We start from the raw sequence: 3,742 nt of genomic DNA, 5'->3' as shown, positions 1-3,742 counted from the left end.
CACGCTCGAGAGCGGTGTCACGGGCGCGACGATCAAAGGCAATTCCAACACGATCACAGCGCTTGGGACCGGGTCCACACTGTCGATCGCCGGGACCAACGACACGATTGCGATGGTCAGCGGTACGCTCAACATCGTCGCGGGCGCGTCGGGAACATTGAATGGCAACTCGGATATCATTAGTGAGGTTGGCAACGGTACGGTGACCTCCACCGGCACCGGTGACACATTGAACGTGACCGGTACGGGCAATGCGGCCACCTTGAACGGTGGCACGGTTTTGGTCGGCACCAGCACGACGGCCGGTTCGGTCACTCTGACCGGCAATAATTTTGTGATCACCGAACAGGGTACAAGCTCTGGCGTGGTGACGAGCGGCACAGGGATCACTCTCGACGTCAAGGGCACCAACGATGCCGCGACCCTTTCCAACGGTACGGTGACTGTCGAGGCATCGGACTCGCTGACGCTGACTGGCAATACGGACGCGATCACGCAGCGCGCCAGTTCGACGGTAACGACGAGTGGCACTGGCATCACGGTCGACATGACGGGATCGAACGCGACCGCCACGGCCACGAGCGGCACAGTCACGCTCGAGAGCGGTGTCACGGGCGCGACGATCAAAGGCAATTCCAACACGATCACAGCGCTTGGGACCGGGTCCACACTGTCGATCGCCGGGACGGGTGACAATGTTTCCATCTCAAATGGTTCCGTGTCGCTCGGCTATGGATCGTCGACCACGATTAGCGGTGCTTCGGATACGATTTCGGAGGCTGGCGCAGCTGTGACGGTAACCGGCAACGCGAACACTCTTCTCGTCTCGGGAACGGGTAATTCCGCGACCCTCGCGGACGGCAGCCAGGTGAATTTTATAAATTCGGGTGCAAAAGGTGCAGTTTCGCTCACCGGCAACAATCTTAAAATTACGGAGAGAGGCCCGAATTCCGATGTCATCGTCAACGGCAACTCAGCTCAGTTGGCTATGAGCGGCGAGGTAACTGAGACTGCGACTCTCAGCAACGGCAGCGTTACTGTGGCCGCCGGAGCGACCGTGACGATTACGGGGGCGGGTGACGCCGTATCGGAAAACGGCGCGGCGACCAGTGTCACAATCAGCGGTTCCGGCGATCTACTCGATGTAACCGGAACGAATGATACAGCAACATTATCTGATGGCTCTGTGACGCTCGAAAGCGGGATAGCGGCGACCATTAGCGGAGATTCAAACACGATCACTGCTGTCAATACGGCAACGCTCAATCTGGCCTCAGGAACCGGAAATACCGTCAGGATGAGCAACAGCACGGTGCATCTTGCCCAGTCTCCGTCGGCTGACTTCTCGGTCACCATTGATGGCAACTCCGATCACGTCTACGAGGCCGGAGAAGATAGTGCAACGTTCACCGGCACTAATGACACGCTTTATGTCACCGGAACGGGTAACGTGGCTGCGTTTCAAAACGGTGGGACGGTGTATGTTCAGCAGATTCCCAACACCGTCTACAACGGGGCTGTAAGCCTGGCAGGCGACAATATTGCGGTGATTGCTATCGGGCTGTTCTCGAATATCGTCACGAGCGGCAATGGGGTTAGTCTTGACGTCCAGAATCGAGGAGTCACGGCGACTCTCAGCAACGGCTCGGTGACGGTCGAGGCATCGGATGCGGTGACCATTACCGGCGGTTCGGATGCGATCGTCCTGAAAGCGGGATCGACCGTCTCTGCGAGTGGCACAGGAAGCACCATCGACGTAGGCAGCAACGCCACTGCAAACGTCGATGGTGCCATAGTGACCACTGAAATTGGGGCTACGGGAGTTGGCGTCGGCGGAGATTCAAACATTATCAATGTTTTGGGGACGGGTACTTCCGTAGATTTGACATCGGGTACCGGCAACATTGTTGCCATGAACAATGGCTCGCTGAGGCTGTTTGCGGTCAGCCAATCGGCAACCCTGAATGGGAATTCAGATACGATAACGGAACTTGGGAGGGCGACCGTAACGTTGACCGGCACGGACGACACGCTGAACGTGACGGGCAGCTTCAATGCGGCGACGCTGAACGAAGGCACGGTGAACGTTGGAACGAGTACGGTTGCCGGAGCTGTGACTTTGACCGGCGACAACTTCGCCATCACCGAGCAGGGCACGAGTTCCGCTGTCGTGACCAGCGGTACAGGCATCAGCCTGGATGTACAGGGGACGAGCGACACCGCGACGGTGAGCAACGGCACCGTGACCATCGAGGCCGGAGATTCCCTGACGTTGACCGGCAATGGGGATGCGATCACGGAGCTTGGTGCGAGCTCGAGCGTTGTGACCAGTGGCAGTGGGATCAGCCTCGATGTGAAGGGGACGAGCGACACCGCGACGGTGAACAACGGCACTGTGACGGTTGAAACGTCGGATTCATCGACGTTGACCGGGAACGGCGATGCGATCACCGAACTTAGTGGCGCGACGGTGACGACGAGCGGCACCGGGATTGCTGTCGACATGACGGGATCGACTGCGACAGCGACGGTTGCGAGCGGCACTGTGACACTGGAAAGCGGCGTGACGGGTGCGACGGTGAAGGGCAATTCCGACACGATCACGGCGCTTGGGACCGGTGATGGGCTGACGGTGACCGGCACCAGCGACACCATTTCGATGACAAGTGGCGCTCTGACACTGTCGACGAGTGCGACAGCGACATTGAGCGGGAACGGGGATGCGATCACCGAACTTAGTGGCGCGACGGTAACGACGAGCGGGACGGGGATTTCTGTCGATATGACGGGATCGACTGCGACTGCGACGGTTGTAAGCGGCACGGTGACACTGGAAAACCATGTGACGGGTGCGACGGTGAAGGGCAATTCCGACACGATCACAGCGCTTGGGACTGGTGATGGGCTGACGGTCACGGGCACGAGCGACACGATCGCAATTGCCAGCGGCACGGTGACGTTGGGCGCCGGTGCGTCGGCGACGATCAACGGCAACTCGGATATCGTTAATGAGGCAGGGACGGCGACGGTGACGTCGACGGGAACCGGCGACACGTTGAACGTGACGGGCGCCGGCAATGTAGCGACGCTAGCCGGCGGCTCGGTGGTGGTCGGCACGAGCACGGTTGCGGGTGCTGTGACGCTGACAGGCGATAACTTCGTCATCACCGAGGAGGGCACGAGTTCCGGTGTTGTCACCAGCGGCGCGGGCATCAGTCTGGATGTCAAGGGGACCAACGATACCGCCACGCTCTCCAACGGCACCGTCACAGTTGAAGCGTCGGATTCTCTGACGTTGACCGGCAACTCAGACCCCATCACCGAACGGGCAAGCGCGACGGTGACGACGAGCGGGACTGGGATTTCTGTCGATATGACGGGATCGAGCGCGACGGCGACAGCGACAAGCGGCACTGTGACGCTGGAAAGCGGTGTGACGGGTGCGACGGTGAAGGGCAACTCCGACACGATCACGGCACTTGGCACAGGCTCGACCCTGACGGTCACGGGCACCGGCGACACGATCGGAATGAGCAGCGGCACGGCGAGCATTGGCGCCGGCGCGTCGGCGACGATCAACGGCAACTCGGATATCGTCAACGAGGCTGGCACGGCGACGGTGACGTCGACGGGCACAGGCGACACGCTGAACGTGACGGGCACCGGCAATGCGGCGACGCTGAACGGCGGTACTGTGATCGTCGGTACGAGCACGGTTGCTGGTGCTGTGACTTTGACTGGC

The 3,742-nt window shown here is 60.2% G+C and carries 1 protein-coding gene; it reads left to right on the top strand.

Translation table 11 applies throughout. The annotated features are described in order from the left end of the window. The coding region (locus FHT86_RS37625) for a beta strand repeat-containing protein (protein WP_183869070.1) at positions 1 to 3,742 on the top strand (3,742 nt) is incomplete at both ends.

It is taken from the genome of Rhizobium sp. BK313 (genome assembly GCF_014193655.1).
GTDB lineage: Bacteria > Pseudomonadota > Alphaproteobacteria > Rhizobiales > Rhizobiaceae > Rhizobium.
This window is presented reverse-complemented; position numbering and strand designations above follow the sequence as displayed.